The following is an 18,065-nucleotide window of genomic DNA, read 5'->3' on the forward strand; positions in this document are numbered from 1 at the left end:
ATACATAAATTACTTTATAGTTCATTCATGTATTCCTTTCCATCTACATCAATCATTTATTGAAACAGATTTCTGTGGTAAATGAACAAAATATTGGGATGACATGGGTACTTTATCATGAATCAGACATGCAAAATTATGTAGCTTGTGGTGAAGATGAAGGAAATACTATAAAGGGAAAAGTCGTAGCGAAACCAGGGAAATATTATTTAAATGTATATAAATTCGATGATAAAAACGGTGAATATTCATTATTAGTAAAATAAATTCATTTCCGATATGTATACGGGAGTTGTATTTTAGGAGGAGTCTATCACGATAGGCTCCTCCTACTTTTTATTTGTATATTAGAACCATTAAGAATAGAAAAAATTCGTGTTTGAAAAAAGTTTAATTATTTCCTATCTGCATTACTATACTATCAGACTCTTTTCTTTAATAAGTCTAAAAGATTCAAGTGCTTACAAGGAATACTTAGCTAACTGTTCACCCCAAGATGATAAATCCGTTTCAATAAATCCTGCTTTTTTATATACAAATTTAGCTGTAAGGTTTTCAGGAGCATATCCAATCATTATTATAGAAATGTTTGCATTATTATTTCTTCTTATCTCATCAATTACCAGATATATAGCTTGTTTACCTATACCTTTCCCTTGAAATTTTTCATCAATCATAAGTCTATAAATCCAATAATTATTATCATCAGGATCTATCCCAAACGTAGTAAATCCTATCATTTTCTCATCAAAATAAATCCCTTTTGCATAGAAATTATCTAGAAATTGAACTTCTGCGATAGAATAAAGGTTGGATGCAATAAATGTTTGTTGTTCTTCTTTAACTGACAGCCTAATTGCTTCTTCCCAATTATTTTTGTCAATAGCCTTTAAATAAAGTTTCTTCAATCTGATACTCTCCTTCCAATATTGAAGAGGAAGCACGTATTTTAGGGGTTAGTGGTACGTTATCCTCTTGTTTTTTTTCAAAATTAAATATAAATATTTTCTCATCGACAACGCCTCCTTAAAGGTACAATTCAAAACACATTAGTATAATCAATATGATTATACTCTTTCCACTATAAATTATTTTCCTGTTGAAAAAATCCTATTTCTGCAAGGTATATGATACCAAATATCTGAGAATCTCTTTGCAAACAATTGTATTTTAGCTTGAATAAAGAAGCACGTTTTTTTGAAGAAGAATATGATTTATAACTTGATAGCAGTGCGGTACACTATTGTCATTAACCTATTATTCTATGATTTTTTTCTATTTACTTATATTTTCATTTTTACTGTACTCTACTTCATTAAAAGTTTGTTTATATCCCAAATTGCCTCGTGTGAAAATAAGAATAAGTAAAACGACAAATCCCAATCCTATCACTACAAATATATCTGTATTCTTTAAAATAGGGTTGGTGGAATGAGTTTATGCCAAACTAAACGTATTTACACTCGCATGAATTAGCATGACAATAAATAAGTTACCGTGATTGCAGTTATAGACCCAAGTAAGAATGATTGAGATCGGCAAACATAGTAAAATAAAAATTGGCAAGTGAATATATAGGAGAGAAAGGTCAGAACCTGGGCCACCCCTTTGTGCAGCTGTTAAGAAATGTGGAAGATGCCAAAAAGTCCACAAAACACTAAGTAGTAATGTAGCTTTTAACGGTCCAAATTTCGATTGTAATCGGGGCAGAGCGAAACCACGCCATCCAATCTCCTCCGGTAAAGGTCCACCGAGAAAGAAAATTGCTACAAAAGAGAAAAGATAGGTTATAAAAAATTCAAAATTAAGGTCACGGAAAGTAGGTACCTCTCCATTTAATATCACCATACCTAGAAACATTGCAGCGGGGATAACGATGAGAGTAAACAAGTACCACTTTAAACCGACCTTAGTAGTGAGAATGCTTTTGCTAACTTTTTTCCATGACTCTTTGCCTTCAAGAGTTCGAAACATGATACACGCTGCTAACATAGGGCCTGCAAATGCATTGGCAAAAAAGAAAATATCAAATACTTTTGTTTTAGGGAAAATACCCCATTGTGAGAAGATAAATGGAATTAATACAACCCATGAGAATAAATATGCCATTACAAAAAATGAAGTTAACGGATAGGATTCCAAATACCCTCTCAGACCTGTTGATGAGTTTTTTGCTTTTGTTAAATACTTCAACACAATCACCTCTTCATTTATAAAAACCTGCATATGTGCTAATTCCACATGCTTTGATAAAGAACCTTTTTGATGTAATAATGTTCAGTTTTTTGTAAGAAAGGAGAGGTACGTTACCAAAAAAATGTAGAAATCTTTTTAAAGAAAATCACCTAACATTGAGTTAACTAGCTTTTAACATTAATTGAATTTTTGATATATCCTCAATCAAATAATGTTTACTAAGATTTAGTTGGAGCCATCCGTACTAAAAATCTACAGAACCACTTCAGTTTTATTACTATGCTTTTCACACAAGGAACGTTTAAGTACCAAAAGACATCTATAAATGCACTATTTAATACAATGCGTACATCAATTAATATCCAATAGTTTTGAAAGCGTTCGCACATTTAAATAGTCAAAGAAAAGGCACTCCTAGGAGTGCCTTTTCTTTGACTTGAACCATGTTCATATATATATTCCCCATCCCATAAAAACACTTCCCATAAAACAGGATCCTAGACACCAATAGACTTTATTTGAAAAATAGTTTACATATGTATGGGTGATAACAGTAACGCTACATCATGAATATAAGATGCGTTACGCCTTCTGGTCTAAGAACCTACTTTATAGAAAGTGCCTTTCTCAAATATTTTACCACATGTAACATTGATTTTATTAAGTATTTAGTTAATATGCACAATTACATAGTAAATAACGTTTAAATAGGAGACTAAGAAAAATGCAAAATAAGTGATTCTAAACATATTCCAGATAACTTCTAATTTTTTATTAATTATTTGTTTAGCGCTCGATAATAGAAGGAAGTGTTGCTTGTATTCCATTTAACAAATCTAACACATTCACATCACACATTTATTTCTATTCACTAGGAGGTTGAATTAATTAGAAAGAAGCATCTGCAATAAATAATTCTGTTTTATATAACATCCAACCACTTAAAAATCCAGTAATAAAAAAGGAGGGAGAAGGTATCTTTTATTGAAGTTTGTTTATAATAGCTTTTTAACTTGTTAGGGGGAATCATAAAGGAGATTAGTAATCTCTTTGAGCATTTTTATTTTCCTTATAGTAATAGATTTATTGTACTAGAAAATTCAAATTTTGAAAGGAGTATCAATAAATATGAGTAAGAAAAAAGGTTCGTGTCTATCAACTTAAGGATAGAAATTAAATGGGTTTTTGTTTAAATAAACTAAACAAAGGGGTGTTCTTTATGTGTACTAGTTTGACATTACAGACAAAAAACGGTCAACATCTTTTTGCAAGAACGATGGATTTTACATTAGATTTCAATCAAGAAGTAATAATAGTTCCTCGAAGTTATCGATGGAACAATATAACTGGTGAAATCATCGAAACGAAACAAGCAGTTATCGGGATGGGGATTAACTATCAAGAAAGGGTCATTCTGGCAGATGGAGTAAATGAAGCAGGTATGACTTGTGCAACGCTCTATTTCCCAGGCTTCGCGACTTATAATGAAAGTATAGGTGACAATAAAACGAATCTGGCTCCATTTGATTTTGTGGCTTGGAGTCTCACGCAGTTCAATTCTATTAAAGAGTTAAGAAAGTCTGTTGATAGTATTTCTTTTTTGGATGTACCATTACCTATTTTAGGACTTACTCCGCCGCTACATTGGATTATAGCGGATAAATGGGGAGAATGTATTGTACTAGAGCCGACAACTGAGGGGCTAAAAGTGTATGACAATCCGTTAGGGGTAATGACCAATAGTCCAGAGTTTAACTGGCATCTACAAAATTTAAGACAATATATTGGTCTTAGATCGCAGCCCTATGAGTCTACACAATGGGGGGATTTATCATTAAGTGCTTTTGGACAAGGTTCAGGTTCAATAGGGCTTCCGGGTGATTTTACCCCACCATCAAGATTTATTCGGGCAGCATATGGCAAACAAAATATCCAAGATATAGATAACGAAGAGGAAGGGGTATCGGCCATTTTTCATATCTTATCGAATTGTGAGCTTCCAAAAGGTGGAGTGATAACGGAAGAAGGTACATTAGATAATACCATTTATACAAGCGCAATGTGTATGGAGTCGGGTATATATTATTATCATACCTATGATTGTAGACAAATTATAGCCATACATCTATTTCATGAAAATTTAGATACAGATGAAATTAAAACTTATCCATTTCAGCGTAAACAACAGATTTTTTATGAAAACTAATCGGAACCCTGTAAACAGTGTACAGATGTTAGACTATATCATTTCTGTTGTCTAGTTTACTAAAGTATTACTAAAAAGGAAGGATGATACCACATGTTAGGAATAGAGGGTAAAAAAAGGGGATTTTAAGGCATTATTTAAAGTGAAATAGATAATTTAAAGGAGGAATTTAAATGGGATGCAAGGAAAGAAGGCATAAAATAAGAGAAGATGCCAAAGAACTATAACCGTATTTATTTCGTTTCTCCTATTAATTTTATTTGTTTGTAGTAGTGTGTTTATCATAGGAGCTACAGAAGGAAAATATGTAGTATTTTTATTGTTAGTAATTTTATTTAACGCACGTATTAATAAAGAATCTCAAAAAGCATGAGCACTATTCTAATAAAGGGCGTATTTAAAATGATACATATCTTTAAAGGAACAAACTAGATGTAGATTCAAAATACCCCTATATTATCATCTATTAACTAGTAAAAGTAACTTTATATAAATAGTTTTTTAGCAATCTAGGAATAGAAACCGTACCTTATTAAAATGTTATTTCCGTTCCTATAATGAATTATCCTTCTAGCATATATATAAGATTTATATCATATATTAGGAGAAAGAATGAAAGTTAGAAGGGAGTCTTATAGAATGAGTTATTTGGAGGGAAATGACTTTAGTGAACAAAATATGGTAAGTGTGCCTAATCCCTACGTATATCAGACATTACAATCAGTAATTGGTAAACATGTGGTTATTGAAACTGTAAGAGGTAATGTAAGAGGAAAGTTAAAGGATGTGAAACCAGATCACTTGCTCATTGAAGATACGATGCCATATATTGTACGGATTCAACAAATTGTATGGATTATGCCAAAACAATAATCAAATTACATGTAATTTGTTTTATAACAGATTAGCGTAATAGACCACCAAATAAAAACACAGGGTTTTATCTCTGTGTTTCTTCAAATTTTCGTTTTTGAATATATGCTTGGGCATGAATAATTTCTTCCTGAAGCTCTTTTAATTCTTTTATAGATTCTGATTCAATAGTCATGTAAGTAGTAACTAAACTGATCATCATATCCATCTTCTCTACTATATTTTGAATGACCTGTTCAGATTGCTCTTTTTTAGGGTGTTGTATTGCTATTAAAGCATTTTCTATATAATTGTTTTTTCTTTGCTGGATATCATAAATAAACTGTTTTGTGTTTGAGTTCATTTGCTGTTCCTCCATTTGGGGTATACTTCTATTCTATCATATTCGAATGGGAGATATTAGATTATCCTAAATATACATCTGTCTCGCACATCTCCTCAAATATACAAACTAATCCTTTAATGTAAAGGAAGCTAAGAAAAATTTTTATAAAGAAAAAGCCGATTTCCCTATATATTAAGGGTATCGGCTTTTGTTCATATTCTTTTACTTAATTAATTTCTGACATAAAACTTATAATAATAAAATTACTTTTACTAGCAAGAAAAGGGTTGATACTGTACATTTTAAAATATCAATTAAGCACTAATATTTTGGTTATGCATTGTTTCACCTTTATGGGAAACATAGCTGTGTGCTATCATTCCTAGCATTATTACAAACATGCCACACCAAGATAAAATAGAGGGGAATGAAGAATGTAATAAGATTAGTTCTCCAATAACAGCAAAAAGGACCTCCATAGATTGTGTTGCTTCAACAGTTGCAAGTTTCTGCATATCCCCTTTAACCATATCAGTAGCTTTAAAAAATAAGATAGTTGCAATTACACCAGAGCAAATAGCAACTAAAATAGATTGCATAGTTTGCTCCTTACTAGGTATTCCTGCTGTAAAAAGACCGTACAAGGATAATAAAAACCAAAATGGTAAGCTAGCTAATGTCATTCCAAGGACACGTTGATAAGCATCTAGACGATTTCCACAAACCTCCATCATCTTACGATTCCCGAGTGGGTAAGCAAAAGAAGCTACAATAACAGGGATAATACCTAACATAATATCTTTTACAGCAAGCGATTTTGCTTGTTCCATTTGCATAAGGAAAATACCAAGAAGAATAATTAATGACATACTCATACCCTTCATTGGAATTTTTCCTCTTTTCTTAATAATTCCATCTGGTGTTTGATAAGTTTGGATAAAAAGAGGAGCTAACAAAGATCCTGATATAATAGTAACTTGCCATGTCCCCGCAATAATCCATCCTGGTGCATGTGCAGCGGCAAAACATAATGGAGCATAAAATAGACCAAAACCTACAAAACTCCATAAAAACCATGCACTTAAATCCTCTCTCATAACTTGTAATAATATTTTTAATTTTTTTCGACTCATAACAAGAAGTAAAAGGAATGGCAGCATGAAAATAAACCTTAATGAAGCGCTCCATATCCAGCTACCACCTGATAATTCCATTGCTCGATTTAATATAAATGTGAAAGCAAAAAAGAAAGCAGCACATATACCTAAAAAAAGAGGACGCAAATTTCTCACTTTAATCTACCTCATAAGTCATTAATTTCTCAAGGCTTAACCAGTTTTGTTCTACAAGATGCGCTGTTGTTTCTTTATCTTTATTTTTACACGCCTCTATAATTTGCTGATGTTGTTCTACTGACTTTAGACCATTTATCGAAGTGAACTGAGAAATTTCGAGACGTTGAATCTTAGATATACTTCGTTCTAACGCACGAATGATTTCAGGATTTCCTGCCACATCTAAAAAAACATTATGGAATAACTCGTCAGCTTCAATTGATTTTATAATATCTTTTTTCTCAATAGATAATAGTAAAGCCTTATTACTGAACTCTAATTCTTGAATATCCGATTCTTTTAATAATGGTACTGCTAAACGAGCAGCTAACGAATGTAAAACTGCTACCACAGTAAATGCGTGTTTCGCCTCCTCAATATTTAATGGTGCAACACGAGTAACTGAACCAGGAATAGATTCAACAAGTCCTTCATCCTCAAGACGTTTCAACGCCTCTCTAACTGGAGTACGGCTAATTCCAAATTCTTCTGCTAATTCTTTGTCATTTAAGCGTTGCTCCGGTTGCAGCTCTAATGTAACGATTGCTTTTTTCAAAGTTAGATATACTTCATCTCTAAATGACATACGTTTAATGGGTTTAATAATATCTTTTTTCATAAAACCAATATATCGGATATTGGTTTTATGGTCAACTCTAAATTTTCAATAAAATATACTCGATTATCAAATTCTAAAAACGACCATTTAAGGAACCTTCTTAACGTATGAAAAAACCAAGTTCTTTAAAGAAATAAATCCTTAGCGTACGAAACTCGCGTTTTATTGGTGGGACTCTTTAATTAATTCGCTTAATGGATTCGGTCTCGTCTATTTTGGATACTACTTTATGTGAAATGGAGATATTATTTTTATTTAGGATAGATTTCTTTCGAAATATGTATCTAGAGCCGTATATTAATTTAAATGTGATACGATAATTGTATATATGCATTTAGAAGGTAAAAGGGGATGAGTGTTGATGAAAAACCATACAATGGTAAACGGAAAACTCCTTCAGACTAATAAAAAGTGGTCACATCTCCGGCAAAAACAAAAAGATCATATTTCTAATTGGTTACGTAGGGAATACATACAGTTTGTAAGAACGCATCATCGAAAACCTAGAAAAAACGAGCATGATGAGATTCTTCATGAAGTGATGAGTCAAATACAGGAACAAGAAATATGGATTCCAAATGGTGAAGTGAAAAAATATTATGTAAGCAAAATAGGAAAATGGTTTAGAAAAATAGAAGGTGAATGGGAAATACAAATAGATAACAATGAGCGGCAGCAAGTATTAAAAGAAAAGTAGATACAAATAGGGTGCGTATTTCATGTATAACTTACAAGAAGATATGTATGAACAATTGAAAGAGAAAAAAGGGGAAGTAACTGTATTTTTAGGGAATGGTGTTTCAGTACGTGGGCAGATCCTTGCAACAGATAAAATTACCGTTCTAATAATGGTTCATGGTAAGCAACAACTAGTCTACAAGCAAGTAATTTCCACAATTCTTAAGTAATTCTTTTTCCTTTTTTCGAGAGAAGAGGAAAAAACACAAAAAAATAGAAGATTGAGATCAATCTTCTTTAAAAAAGGAACAGATGACAGATTACTACTCCAACTCTTAATTAATTATAAATAAGCACATATAAATATTCAATCCATTCCGAGTTTTCTCAACATATTTGTCTTTTTTAAAAATTATAATATAAGTAATTCTTTTTATTATTATATATTTGTTCTTTCCTGTTGCAGAATCCTTAAGCTATTAAGGATTCCTTTTCTTGTTTCTAAAATTCAAAAACTACATTGATAAAACACACAGCAAAGCTATGCATACATTTTCTTTAGACAATTAGCTAAATATCATCTAAGCTGTAATTTTATGAAAATATAATAGCTGATTTCAAACGAAATTGGAAATAAACGTAAGTCTATGGCCTATTTTTATACGTATCTCGGCTATACCCCATCGCTATCAGGTTAAGAAATACATTCTTCCCCAAAACGAAAAAATAAGTTGCCCTCTATCAGAAATACACAAAATTTTCATCCTGGGGGTTTTATAAAATTATTAAGTTAATGGTCATGGGGTACCATCAGAAAAATGCGGGTTTACAACGCTATGCCCATTTTAAGACGCTTCCCTCGTATTTAAAAACGTTAAGAGAGTTTTAGTGGCTTTAAAGAATCTAATGATATTATATTATCCATATTAAAAAGGTATTCTTCTAATAAATTGATATGTTTCCCTCTAAAGGTGACTATAGATAGCTATCGGAAGGGAACAAATAATGATTTCTTATCATTAGAATTATAGGAAATGAAATAAGACCGCTCCTAATTATAGGAACGGTTATAAATTTATCATGTGCTGGAGGTCAATCCGAATGGCATGGACTACCGTCTCTAAACAGTATGAGCATGAAATTTGACGAGTATACGTAAGAATAGTGGAAGCCGTAACGAATTATTAGTTCGTGGTACTGAAAGTGTAATTGATCAAATGAAATATAAAATCGCATAAGAGTTTGATGTACAACTTGGTGCAGACGCAACCGCTCGTCCAAACTGACTGTTGGTGATGAAATTACAAAACGTCTAATAGCAATGGCTGAGGAACAACTTGTCGGTCGATTCACTCGCTAATTATATAGTGTATGGATTAGAAGGAGAGATTATAATCTCTCCTTTTTTTATGGGAAAAATCTATGCTCAAATTGTTTTTAAGGAATTTTAAGTAAAAGTACAAACTACTCTTCTAGATAGAAAGAGCTGAGCTAATAGTTAGGGATTCATCATTTTGATGAGGACATACTTAATAATAAAAAGCAGTTAGCAAAAGCTAACTGCCATAAGAACATTACATAAATAGTAGTTTTTAAAAATTATTCAATTTTATTTTCAAATCTGTACAGTCTTTTCTTTCATCATACTCAATGTAAGCTATGTGACCATCGGGGCGAATTAAAATGACATCAATATTTTTTAATTGATAATCCTGTATTTCTCCTACAACCACCTTTGTGTGCGAATCAATGTTTATTTTATCTATTTCTTCTTTATAAGAAGGATGTATTAATAAAATATATTTACCATCTTGCATCAATTCAAAGAGTTTATAAGTTTTCTTATTTTGAGAAGAAATAGTAAGATTTGTACATCTTTTCCCTATTAATGGATGCTTTTCTTTCGTATGCATAGAGGAATATATAACCCCTAAGCCACTTACTCTTTCAGCTAAATCTTTATTCATCTCTGGGTATGTGAGTAAATGCGAGAATAACTCTCTTAATTCTATACCTGCATTTGAAAAGTTTATCATTAATTGTTCTTGTGCTTGTACATCCTTTAAAAATTGTTTTCCCACAGCATGTCGTTCAAAATGATAACTTTCTAATAGGCTTTCATATTTTTTTTGTTTTATAGCGAGTCCCAATTTCCATCCTAAATTAAAAGCATCTTGTAAACCTATATTCAAACCTTGTCCTCCTGCAGGGAAATGAATATGCGCTGCATCACCTGCCAAGAATACACGCTTATGTTGATAAGTATTTGCTAGTTTGGTTGCATTTCCAAAACGAGAAAGCCATATTGAGCTATTAATTTGAACATGTTCACCTGTAATACTATAAATACTATCGATAAGCTCTTTTTCTGTGACAGCAACATGAACAGGTATTGTCTGATTCTTAGGATCTACAATTGCAAAACGAAATACATTAGGTGCAATAGGTACCATTATTATTAACCCATTTATATTAGATGTAGAAAAAAATGGGTTATCTGGTACATCTTCTAAAATGACATCGCCTAATATAGCTGTAGTTGTTGTATCTGTTCCATTAAAAGGTATATGTGATAACTCACGAACTACGCTTCTTGCGCCATCAGCGCCTACTACATATTGAACTTCTATTTTATATATTGTTTCTGCTTGTTCTATTTCTAGTTGTACGAATGTTTCATACTGTTTTAAATTTTTTAAAGTATGACCACGTTTAATGTCTACACCTAATTCTAACGCACGCTCTTCTAATATTTCTTCTGTAATAGATTGGGGAATAAAAAGCGTATATGGAAAATCAGTATCTAAATTTTTAAAGTTTAATCTTGTATCTAGGGCAGCAAAATGGCTGGTATCTGATTTCTTCCCTCTAGATAAGAATCGATTTTCAATACCTCTCATAGCCATTAATTCTAAGGAGCGGGGGTGAAGTGTGAGTGCTCTAGAATTTCTTATCCGATTTAATCTTCTCTCTAAAACGACAACTTTTACACCTTGAATAGCTAATTCACATGCTGTCATAAGTCCAACCGGACCACCGCCAACTACCGCTACATCATAATAATTTTCCATGTCATGCCCTCCATTTTTTTATTTAATTAAGAGCTAATACAAGAATTTGCACAATGGATTTGTAAACGATATCTATTGTGCAAATATAATTATAACTCATTTTAGTTTCCTTGGAAACTAAAATGAGTTAACTTGAGATTTCCCCTATATCAAACATTCGATATGAAGGTTAATTGAATTCAATATGAGAAAGATAATAGGGTAATCTATTTTGAATTATTTAATGAAAGGGGTATGAGATTGAGATGAATAATTCATATCATGAAAAGACACATACATTGATTAAACAATTATTTAACAAGTTTTCACCAAAAGCTCCTGGCTTTGCATATATTGCTAGTTTTGATAGCGGGGTAACTTATAAAGGTACGGTTGGCTTAGCTTCTATAGAGAAAAATTTACCTATAACCACAAAAAATATTTTTAATATTGCCTCAGTTTCTAAACAATTCACTGCATTTTCTATATTACTCTTAGAACAAGAGGGAAGATTGAGTTTAGATGATTCAATTGTAAGGTTCGTCCCTTTTATAGGAACATATGCTGAACCTGTAACATTGAAACATCTAATTCATCATACTGGTGGACTAGTTGATTATATGGCATTAGCTGAAGCAGCAAATATTAAATTTACTGATTCATTAACTGTGGAAGAATCGCTAAACCACCTTAATAGTCATCAAATTGCAAGGTTCGCAGCTGGTACAAAATTTGAGTATAGCAATACAGGATATTTTTTATTATCACAAGTGGTAGAGAAGGTAAGCGGCAAGTCTCTACGTCAGTTTACAAAGGATCGTATTTTTGACCCTTTAAATATGAGAGACACAACAATTATAGATTACTACCCAACTACTATACCAATTACTAGTGGGTATTCGAAGAATGAGCAAGGAACATATAAAATCTATGAAAGCCCTTGGGAACACACAGGGGATGGGGCAGTTCATGCAACAGTTGAAGACCTGGTAAAGTGGGGGGAGAATTTAACTACAGGTACCGTTGGTGGAAAAGAACTTGTTAAAAGAATGAGCGAAATAGGTCCGAAAATTTCCCCAACTGGGAAGACGATTATTGACAATGAAGATTATGCTTTTGGACTAAGGCTTGCTGAAGGTTTTAACTGTCGGTACTTGGAACATTCAGGAAGTTGGGCGGGTTATCGTTCACACTTCATGCGGTTTCCACAAGAATATTTGTCCGTTGTAGTTTTAAGTAACTATGATGGATTTGATTCTAAAAAACATGCTAATGAAATAGCAGAAATTGTTTTAGAAAAGTAAAAAATGGAAATAACACTAATCTATTTGATAAAATTCATAAATAGATTAGTGTTATTTTTAATACAGTTACATTTTCATGTTCTATTAACCTATAAGGCCATCTAATTTTAACCATTGAGATTTTAAAGATCTTTTATTAACTTGCTTCCATCAGGCCTGCCTAATCCTGTACATGCATCTCACCTGGAAGATGTTTTTCTCTTTATGAATAGAAAAACTCTTGATGTGATTTAAGTTACATGAAAAGCTATATATTCAAAATTGGAGGGGTAATACCGTTAAGGAGATCCCAAGAACTTAATCCAAAAGAATATTCGAAATGCGGATAATCAACTATGGTAGTAAAGCGTCCACCCCAAGTTAAACCAAGTTTCTCTCCTATATACCCCATTTGCTTGAATTTCTTGATGTCACCCCAGGGTATAGAGTTATTTTCGTAAGGTGCAGCATCAAAAGCTAATCCCCAATTGTGATATGATTCTCCGCCTCGAGCGTTTGTAACCTTTTTACCCGGTTTCCATCTACCTAAAGAAAATAACCTATCTTGTTCACTCCAACTCCTAAACACTGCATATATTCGAACATCTAAGCCATTAGCTTTTGTTAATTGAAGAAACTCTTTAGCCAACATTTCCACATATGGGTGTAAGGAGTGTAAATAATTAGAGCTAGTATAAAATTCAGATTGAGAATTAGGATTAAATAATTTGTGGCGTGTTCTAGGTGTAATATTTCCAGAAGGGTATAAATTTTGCTGTATTTGGTATTCTTGTGTAGCTTCGATAGTTGATAGACCGAATATTCCATCAATTTGTCCAAAATAAATTCCTATAGATTGTAGCTTCTTTTGTATTAATATTACGTTCTCAAACAATGATTTCCAAGTGTTAACTTCTACTATTCCATTAGGTTTTAATTTAGTTTTTTCTTGGAAAATTTTTGTGTATTTATTTGTTTTTTCATCAAAAAAACCGGTAATAGTAAGTTTCTCGTAGTTCACTCCCAAACCAATCAAATTTAATTGGAGGACTGTTACGTAATAACCTGTAGAGCCTAATTTAAGAGTGGGTAAATTCTCCATATTTCACCCCTTGATTTTAGAATACTGTTACTTATTATAGTTAGATTGAACTTTAATATGACAGGTAATAATTCTAAAAGAATAAAATTAATTTTATTAAATTTACTATATTCGAATGTTTGTAAGAAGTTTTTCCCCTCATAAAATATAGATTTTAAAAGAGTAATTCAAAAAATTCCGTTATGAATCAACTGAAATCTTCAATTCATAACTTTTTTGTAATAGACAAATATAAATTTGAATTACATAAAATTATCTTTATAAATAAGATTATTTGACTTTTATAGTATGTAACAAAAATGTAACTAGATTAACCTTTTGGATTGAAGGAGATTTTGGGGAGATTAGCAGGAAGTGGTCAAGTATTAATAGAGTAGTCCATACTTATTTTTAAAAAAATCTATAGAATCTTTAAAGAAAATAGGCAATTATATGATTTCAAAAAAATAGAGTTGAGCATAATATCATGGATAAAGGGCCTTTTTATTTTTTTTATATACGAGAGTTTTAATATAAATAGGATTTGATGAGAGGAGAGATGAATTTGTATAATTATCCACCATATTCTTCAGGGAATTCTAAACCACCACATTTTATAGCAGGAGTGAGTGATGAAGGTCAGGAAGCTTTTTATCGGCAACCAAGTGGAAAGATATTTGCAAAAATATATGAAAAAGACACAGAAAGACCGATTAAGGGTGTCAAAGTATCAATTTATAAAATGACAAATGAAGGGCGTATTTTAGCTTCCCGACAAAGTGAGGTTATTACTTTATATACGAATGAATTCGGTGAAACAAATACAGTTGCCTTACCTACGCCCCCTAAAGAGAATTCGAGTGATCCTTTAGGATCTAAACCTTATTCAGAATATGCGATTTCCATTGAAGCTGTAGGTTATGCACCTGTAGTACTGCGCGGTACACAAATTTTTGAAGACGTTACTGCTGTTCAGAAAATGGAACTTATATCCATTAGTGGAACGGAAGGCCGGGATTCTGTTGAAATAATTGATATTCCGGAACATACATTAATCGGACAATATCCCCAGCAGGAATCCCAACAGGAATTACAAAAAGAACTCGAGGCACAACAAGAGATAAGAGAAGATAGTGATAAGGATAGGGATAGGGATATTGTAATACCTGAATTTATTATCGTTCACGATGGTCATCCAAATACACCTGCACGAAATTACAAAATGAGATTTAAAGATTATATAAAAAATGTAGTCGCTTCTGAGGTTTATCCGAATTGGAAAAAAGAAGCATTGTTAGCTAATGCTCTTTGTATAATGACTTTTACATTAAATCGTCTTTATGTAAACCCTTTTAAAGGAAAAGGATTCGACATCACAAGTACTACACAGTTTGATCAAAAGTATACTCATGGGAGAAATACCTTTGAATCTACTGATGATGCAGTGGATGAGGTATTTAAGCAATATCTTGCAAAACATGGAGAAAATACACCATTTTTTACACAATATCGTGATGGTAAAAAACAAACATGCCAATTTGCTAAACGGCCAGGAATGCTATATCAATGGGGAACATACTGCCTGGCAGAAAAAGGCATGAGCCATTTGGATATTTTGAAACATTACTATAAAGATATTGAAGTCCGTTTAGCGGAATTTATACAAGTCGTTAAATCTTTCCCTGGGAAAATTTTGAAGGAAGGAGATCAAAACCTTGCTGTTGAAACCATTCAAAAATATTTATACCATATAAGAAAAAGATATACAGATATTCCTGAAGTAAGAGTAAACGGTACGTACAATTCAAGTACTGCAAATGCAGTTAAGGCTTTTCAAAGGCAGTTCCAACTTCCTGAAAATGGAGCTGTAGATGAGGTAACTTGGAATAAAATGAATGATATGTATGTGTATGTTACAAATCTCCCTGGCATGTATCCTATTTTGCAGAATGGCAGTCAAGGAGAACTTGTAAGGAGATTACAAAATTTATTGAAGGACTATGGTTTTTATGAAGGACAATTAGATGGTTTTTTTGGACTTGGAACTGAAGTATCAGTGAAAGAGTTTCAGAAGATAAAAAGTTTTACTGTTACAGGAGTAGTGCGTAAGGAATTATGGATGGTCCTTGAAGCGATAGAATATACTATGGGAACTTCCCGAGGGGCTTTAACAAGCAATTCAATTCCGCAGCAAACGAATAGAGGATTAAATCTTAAAACACAAGCGCCTTCTCAAAATCAAAATCCAGTATCTATTTATCCCCCTTCTATGACAAATGTGTCCAATTATCAGCAGACACAATCATTCTACAATAATAATAGATATTATCCCTATTCTTAATTAGTGATGTAAGTAAAAGTAACAAGGAGTAATTAAATGAACAGACATAGAGGGAGGACGAATAGATTTGAATGAAAATTATTCTTATCCATTGGATTTAGGACAGCAAATTTATTATCAACCACATCTATTTTTTAATGAAAATCAAATTTATTATGATACACGGCATTCTTATCGGGCATCAACTGGTAAATTAATTGTATCTGTTTATGAAATGAATACAGATAAACCTATTAAGGGTGCAAAGGTATTCATTCGTAAGCAAGATGAAGGTAGTCAAATTATTGCTACACTCCAAACAAATGACATTGGTTTCACAAGTCCCATTTCTCTATCAGCGCCTCCTAAAGAGTATTCTCAGAATCCTTCAGGACCTAAACCTTATACAGAATATGTCCTTACAATCGAAGCACCTAACTATGGTGTTAAAATAATTAGAGGTGTACAAATCTTCCCGGAAACTACAGCGAAACAAAGAGTGGAAATGCTTCCTGTTAATCGAACAGGAGAACGCCAATTAATTGAAACAATTAATATTCCTCAACATGCATTAACTGAATATTATTTAGAGAGACAACTTCGATCAAACTATCCCCGTTTTTCTTACTTTCCTCAACATGCAAATAGCGTAAACATCCCTCAATACATTATCGTTCATGATGGAAATCCTAATCAATTAGCTCCAAGATATAAAGTGGAATTTAAGGAATATGTAAAAAACGTAGCTGCTTCAGAACTTTATCCAACATGGCCTAAAGAAGCAATTAAGGCTAATATAATTTGTATAACATCTTTTGTATTAAATCGTATATATAATGAGCATTATTTGGAAAGAGGGTTTACTATTAGTAGCACTCCTTTGTTTGATCAATCTTATAATTATGGTAGAAGTACTTTTTCTGAAATCGATGATATAGTTGAGGAGTTGTTTAATCAATATATTGCAAAACCGTATAGTATCGAACCAATGTTAATTGTATATAGTAGTGGTATAAGAAATGATTCAAATGAATACTTTTGTAGATGGAGCAGTAAATATCTTGCTGATCAAGGTATGGATTATGTAGGTATTTTAAAGAGCTATTATCCATTAGCTCAAATTTATTTTTTATAATTTAGTAAAAAGGTATGATGTGATTTAGGGGTAAGATGAATTACAAATGGTATATGGATTCAAGTTTATTATTAAAATATAGATAAATCAAAAACCGTAGAAGTAGTTACGTTCTATGGTTTTTCTGTATATAATTATTAAAAGGTTTATGTTGTTAAAATAAAGAAAACTCCCTCCTAAAAAAGGTAAGGGAGTAAGTATTAAGCTTTTTTAACTTATATTTATTTGAATTATAAAAACTCAAGAAGAACTCAATGAAAAATTAATTTTACGAGCATAGTTAGGAAAATCAACAAGGGGGTTTCTATTCCCTTGGGTGTCTTGAATACTTTGATTTCGATGTCGTTCATATCTACTTACTGGAAATTCTTCATGCCATTTAAGTAATAATTCAATGTCTATATTTTTTTCTTTGTCGTTTGCAATTTTATCTGGATATCTTAGTAAAAAGTATAAAGTAGCTCGAGCCACTATTCCTTTAGCATATTCAGGTTCGAATAAACTCTCCTCTAATTTTCCACATTCTTGTCTAATAATGTTCAGTACTTTCCCTCCTTCATAATCTGAGAAATCATGATAAGGGTAGTTACTCCTTAATGAGTTACATGATGGTTCACATGCGAATAAATGATGTAAATCACCTCTCATTGGTTCCTGTTTATTGAACCATGATTGTGGTACTACATGTTCACAGTTTAGTTTATTGTTTTCTTCAATTCGCTTTTTTTGAGTTTTTAACTCATTTTCTGTTAATGATTGATTAGCAAGAAGTGAGTCCAATTCATTTTTTCGTTTGGTGAGTATTTTAAAATCTTCAGCAATAACGTCTTCAGGATTTCGAATCTTCCCTGAGTAGATACTTTTTAAATTTCCGTCTTCTTGCAAATCCACCCAAGTATATAAATATTTTGTGGGATCATATATAACTGGTTTATGTGTATTTTCTATTAAGGAATGTAAAGCCT

14 protein-coding genes and 5 pseudogenes are annotated in these 18,065 nt (G+C 32.0%); 11 read left to right on the forward strand and 8 right to left on the reverse strand.

Translation table 11 applies throughout. From position 1 onward, the window contains the following. Positions 1–68: 68 nt before the first annotated feature. A pseudogene (locus GBN78_RS23040) lies at positions 69–266 on the forward strand (pre-peptidase C-terminal domain-containing protein); the annotation flags it as partial. Between the two features lie 195 nt (positions 267–461). Here GBN78_RS23040 and GBN78_RS23045 read toward each other — a convergent pair. Together GBN78_RS23045 and GBN78_RS23050 are read right to left on the reverse strand one after the other, a co-directional pair. Further along, positions 462–908, reverse strand: coding sequence for a GNAT family N-acetyltransferase (locus tag GBN78_RS23045; RefSeq protein WP_152127741.1), 447 nt, complete (start codon positions 906–908; stop codon positions 462–464). A gap of 367 nt (positions 909–1,275) precedes the next feature. Next, positions 1,276–2,226, reverse strand: a pseudogene (locus GBN78_RS23050) (CPBP family intramembrane glutamic endopeptidase). A gap of 261 nt (positions 2,227–2,487) precedes the next feature. Here GBN78_RS23050 and GBN78_RS23055 point away from each other — a divergent pair. The 4 genes and pseudogenes from GBN78_RS23055 to GBN78_RS23075 all read left to right on the forward strand — a co-directional run. After that, positions 2,488–2,565 (forward strand): annotated as a pseudogene (locus GBN78_RS23055) (DUF4879 domain-containing protein); the annotation flags it as partial. An 850-nt stretch (positions 2,566–3,415) separates the two neighbouring features. Further along, positions 3,416–4,402 (forward strand): choloylglycine hydrolase, encoded by a 987-nt coding sequence (gene bsh / locus GBN78_RS23065; RefSeq protein WP_000337603.1) that lies wholly within the window; start codon positions 3,416–3,418, stop codon positions 4,400–4,402. A gap of 210 nt (positions 4,403–4,612) precedes the next feature. Then, positions 4,613–4,803, forward strand: a pseudogene (locus GBN78_RS23070) (hypothetical protein). Positions 4,804–5,041: 238 nt separating this feature from the next. Beyond that, positions 5,042–5,275 carry a YuzF family protein gene (locus GBN78_RS23075; RefSeq protein WP_000120813.1) on the forward strand — a complete coding sequence of 78 codons (234 nt, stop codon included), beginning with the start codon at positions 5,042–5,044 and terminating at the stop codon, positions 5,273–5,275. Positions 5,276–5,342: 67 nt separating this feature from the next. Here the strand turns inward: GBN78_RS23075 and GBN78_RS23080 are convergent, their stop codons facing one another. The 3 genes from GBN78_RS23080 to GBN78_RS23090 form a co-directional block, all read right to left on the reverse strand. Continuing rightward, the gene (locus GBN78_RS23080; RefSeq protein WP_001087714.1) at positions 5,343–5,618 is read right to left on the reverse strand and encodes a hypothetical protein; all 276 of its coding nucleotides are present in this window, start codon (positions 5,616–5,618) and stop codon (positions 5,343–5,345) included. 296 nt (positions 5,619–5,914) lie between these two features. Further along, positions 5,915–6,883 carry a DMT family transporter gene (locus tag GBN78_RS23085; protein ID WP_152127744.1) on the reverse strand — a complete coding sequence of 323 codons (969 nt, stop codon included), beginning with the start codon at positions 6,881–6,883 and terminating at the stop codon, positions 5,915–5,917. Between the two features lie 10 nt (positions 6,884–6,893). Continuing rightward, the gene (locus tag GBN78_RS23090; protein ID WP_000710778.1) at positions 6,894–7,553 is read right to left on the reverse strand and encodes a GntR family transcriptional regulator; all 660 of its coding nucleotides are present in this window, start codon (positions 7,551–7,553) and stop codon (positions 6,894–6,896) included. A gap of 361 nt (positions 7,554–7,914) precedes the next feature. Here GBN78_RS23090 and GBN78_RS23095 point away from each other — a divergent pair, with 361 nt between their 5' ends. The 3 genes and pseudogenes from GBN78_RS23095 (at position 7,915) to GBN78_RS23105 (ending at position 9,591) form a co-directional block, all read left to right on the forward strand. Beyond that, positions 7,915–8,250, forward strand: a complete 336-nt coding sequence (locus tag GBN78_RS23095; protein WP_000788719.1) for a hypothetical protein — start codon at positions 7,915–7,917, stop codon at positions 8,248–8,250. Positions 8,251–8,272: 22 nt separating this feature from the next. Next, positions 8,273–8,461, forward strand: coding sequence for an RNA chaperone Hfq (gene hfq / locus GBN78_RS23100; RefSeq protein ID WP_152127742.1), 189 nt, complete (start codon positions 8,273–8,275; stop codon positions 8,459–8,461). 921 nt (positions 8,462–9,382) lie between these two features. Continuing rightward, a pseudogene (locus GBN78_RS23105) lies at positions 9,383–9,591 on the forward strand (alpha/beta-type small acid-soluble spore protein). 232 nt (positions 9,592–9,823) lie between these two features. On the opposite strand, the gene GBN78_RS23110 reads toward GBN78_RS23105, so the two are convergent. Beyond that, positions 9,824–11,302, reverse strand: coding sequence for an FAD-dependent oxidoreductase (locus GBN78_RS23110; protein WP_061664241.1), 1,479 nt, complete (start codon positions 11,300–11,302; stop codon positions 9,824–9,826). 245 nt (positions 11,303–11,547) lie between these two features. Here GBN78_RS23110 and GBN78_RS23115 point away from each other — a divergent pair, with 245 nt between their 5' ends. Beyond that, complete coding sequence (locus GBN78_RS23115) at positions 11,548–12,585, forward strand: serine hydrolase domain-containing protein (protein WP_061664240.1); 1,038 nt, start codon at positions 11,548–11,550, stop codon at positions 12,583–12,585. A 247-nt stretch (positions 12,586–12,832) separates the two neighbouring features. Here the strand turns inward: GBN78_RS23115 and GBN78_RS23120 are convergent, their stop codons facing one another. Next, complete coding sequence (locus tag GBN78_RS23120; protein WP_076775656.1) at positions 12,833–13,666, reverse strand: peptidoglycan-binding protein; 834 nt, start codon at positions 13,664–13,666, stop codon at positions 12,833–12,835. 544 nt (positions 13,667–14,210) lie between these two features. Here GBN78_RS23120 and GBN78_RS23125 point away from each other — a divergent pair. Both GBN78_RS23125 and GBN78_RS23130 read left to right on the forward strand, forming a co-directional pair. Next, positions 14,211–15,986 (forward strand): peptidoglycan-binding protein, encoded by a 1,776-nt coding sequence (locus GBN78_RS23125; protein ID WP_076775654.1) that lies wholly within the window; start codon positions 14,211–14,213, stop codon positions 15,984–15,986. Between the two features lie 67 nt (positions 15,987–16,053). Next, a complete protein-coding gene (locus GBN78_RS23130; protein ID WP_076775652.1) occupies positions 16,054–17,100 on the forward strand; it encodes a SpoIID/LytB domain-containing protein in 1,047 nt (348 codons plus the stop codon). A gap of 240 nt (positions 17,101–17,340) precedes the next feature. Here GBN78_RS23130 and GBN78_RS23135 read toward each other — a convergent pair. Then, positions 17,341–18,065, reverse strand: a 725-nt coding sequence (locus tag GBN78_RS23135) for an endonuclease I family protein (RefSeq protein WP_152127743.1), incomplete at its 5' end; no start/stop codon positions are given.

The sequence above is a fragment of the Bacillus sp. B2-WWTP-C-10-Post-4 genome (genome assembly GCF_009183805.1).
GTDB classification, from domain to species: domain Bacteria; phylum Bacillota; class Bacilli; order Bacillales; family Bacillaceae_G; genus Bacillus_A; species Bacillus_A cereus.